The organism is Corynebacterium sp. HMSC08D02 (assembly GCF_001807505.1).
Classification (GTDB): domain Bacteria; phylum Actinomycetota; class Actinomycetes; order Mycobacteriales; family Mycobacteriaceae; genus Corynebacterium; species Corynebacterium pseudogenitalium.
On the sequence record NZ_KV789238.1, the window covers coordinates 168860 to 171078 of the forward strand.

The window sequence follows — 2219 nt, forward strand, 5'->3', positions numbered from 1 at the left end:
TGCCACCCGTCATATATGACGGGTGGCAGCTTTTCTCTTCTTAGAAAGCGATCAGCAAGCGCTTAGCCCCCAACCTCCCCCACAAGGGGGTGGCTGTTCAGAGCGTATTTCTTACTACTGCTTCTTCTCTTGCTTTGCCGGAGTCTTGTTGTCCGTATTGGAGGACAACTTCGTCGTCTTACCGGAAGAACCCTTCAGCTCCAGGTCCTTCACAGAGGACTTTGGACCATTCGGGTTGCAGTTATCGTAGATAACCGTGCCAGCCAGGATGCCAGCAGCAATCAGCACGATACCGGCAGCAACCATGCCCAGATCCGCACCAACGGTACGCAGCTGCGCATTGATCTGCTCAACCTGCTTGGCCATCTCCGGGTTGAAGATGCCAGCCTGCTGCTGGATACGAGTGTTCACATCCTGCAGCTGAGCATTCACCTGTGCAGTCACATCGCTCAGCACCGGGATCTGAATCTGGGAAGCCAGACCCAGCGGCAACAACGCAATCAGCGGCAGACCGAAGCCCACAGCGGATGCAACACACTTACCGGTGTCGATACCAACCTTTGCGGTCACCTTGTTGCCAGTACCATCCTCAACGGTGATTGTTTCACCAGGCTTCAACTCGACGTCAGACGGAACGTTAACCTTCCAGTTACCATCCTTATCGGTCGTAGTCTCGATGACCTTGCCGTTTGGCAGCGTAACCTTAATCGTCTCGTTCGGGCGATCGCCCTTACCGGAGATGGTCTTGTCACCAGGCTTGATCGGGTTCACGGTTGGCGGAGTCTTATCCTCCACCGTGACGTCAGTCTCGTTTCCAGCCTCATCGGTGACCTTAATCTTGTCACCGTGGTTCAGGTCCGTACCCTCCGGAACATCAACAGACCAGTTGCCGTCCTTGTCGGTGGTCACCTTCTTCTCGGTGCCATCCGGGAAGGTCACAGTGATCTCCGAGTTCTTACGGTCATCCTTGCCAGTGATCTTCTTATCGCCAGGCTTCACGGGGTCGACCGTCGGCGCAGTGGTGTCAGGAACATCGTCACCGTTGGCCGGATCCGATCCCTTTTCGATCTCGTCCTTGTTCGAGATGCCATCACCGTCGAAGTCACCATTCGGATCCAGCAAGGACTTACCGTCCTTACCAACCAACTCGAACTTGGCGACGCCGGAGTTCTCAGAACCATCCTTGTAGATGAAGTCCACCGTCACAGACGGACGAACGTACGGAGTAAAGATCTCCTTGAAGTTGTCCCAGTTGTTCTTGATCTGCGGCAACTCGGACTCAATCTTCTCGCCGACCTTGTCATAGCCAGGCGCCGTAGCCTCAACAACACCAGTGGTCTCGCCAGTCTTGAAGGCCCAATCGTCGGAACCAGCAGACGGCGTACCCTTCGCTTCCTTCACAGGAACATCAGTCTTGCCCTCAAATGGGTTCGCCTCTTCAACCTTGCCGGCCTCGACGTTCTTACGGTCACCATAATTCGGGATGAACTTCGCAGCATCCGATCGCGGATCAACAATCTTGACGCCGATCTCACCGACCGGGTTGCCATCCTTGTCAGTAACGATGACCTTGGCAGCCTGCGGATCAGTACCCTCAGGCACCGTCACCGTCACGTTGCCGTCCTTGTCGATCTCGACCTTGGAGCCCGGAATCTCCTTGCCGTCCTTGTCAACGAGCTTGCCTTCTTCGTCGCCCTTCGGGTTCTTAACCTTGCCAACCTCGTGGGACTTACCATCAGCCGGCACAGTCGAGTTGCTGTTCGGAACTACAGACGGAGCTTCAGGCTTCGAGTTCGGATCCTTCGGATCCGTACCTGCGTTCTTCTCATCCTCATCAGAGACGCCATCGTTGTCATCGTCTTCATCGGTGACATCCGGGTTGCCGTCACCGTCGGTGTCGCGCTGGACCTTGATGACCTTGTTGTCCTCAGCAACCTTGTTGCCGTCCTTGTCGGTGATGGTGACCGTAACGGTTACGTCACGCTCTTCCTCATCCTTACCCCAGTCAAGCTTGTCTGGGGTACCAGTGACCTCACCAGTCTCCGGTTTGACTTTCAGACCACCAGGCAGGTTTTCAACCTCAACCTTGCCGCCCTCCGGAACATCCTTCGCGGTCTCAAATGGCTTGATCGGCTGGCCCTCGATGACAGTCTCAGGCGTCTTGTTCACTGAAGGCGTGCCTGGAGTCTTGTCGGAGCCGTTGTCGTCAACACCCTTCT

General features: G+C 55.6%; 1 protein-coding gene. It reads right to left on the reverse strand.

Annotation, left to right across the window (positions count from 1 at the left end; genetic code table 11):
* Positions 1-114: 114 nt before the first annotated feature.
* A partial coding sequence (locus HMPREF3170_RS05105) for a hypothetical protein (protein ID WP_210385496.1) occupies positions 115-2219 on the reverse strand: 2105 nt, incomplete at its 5' end.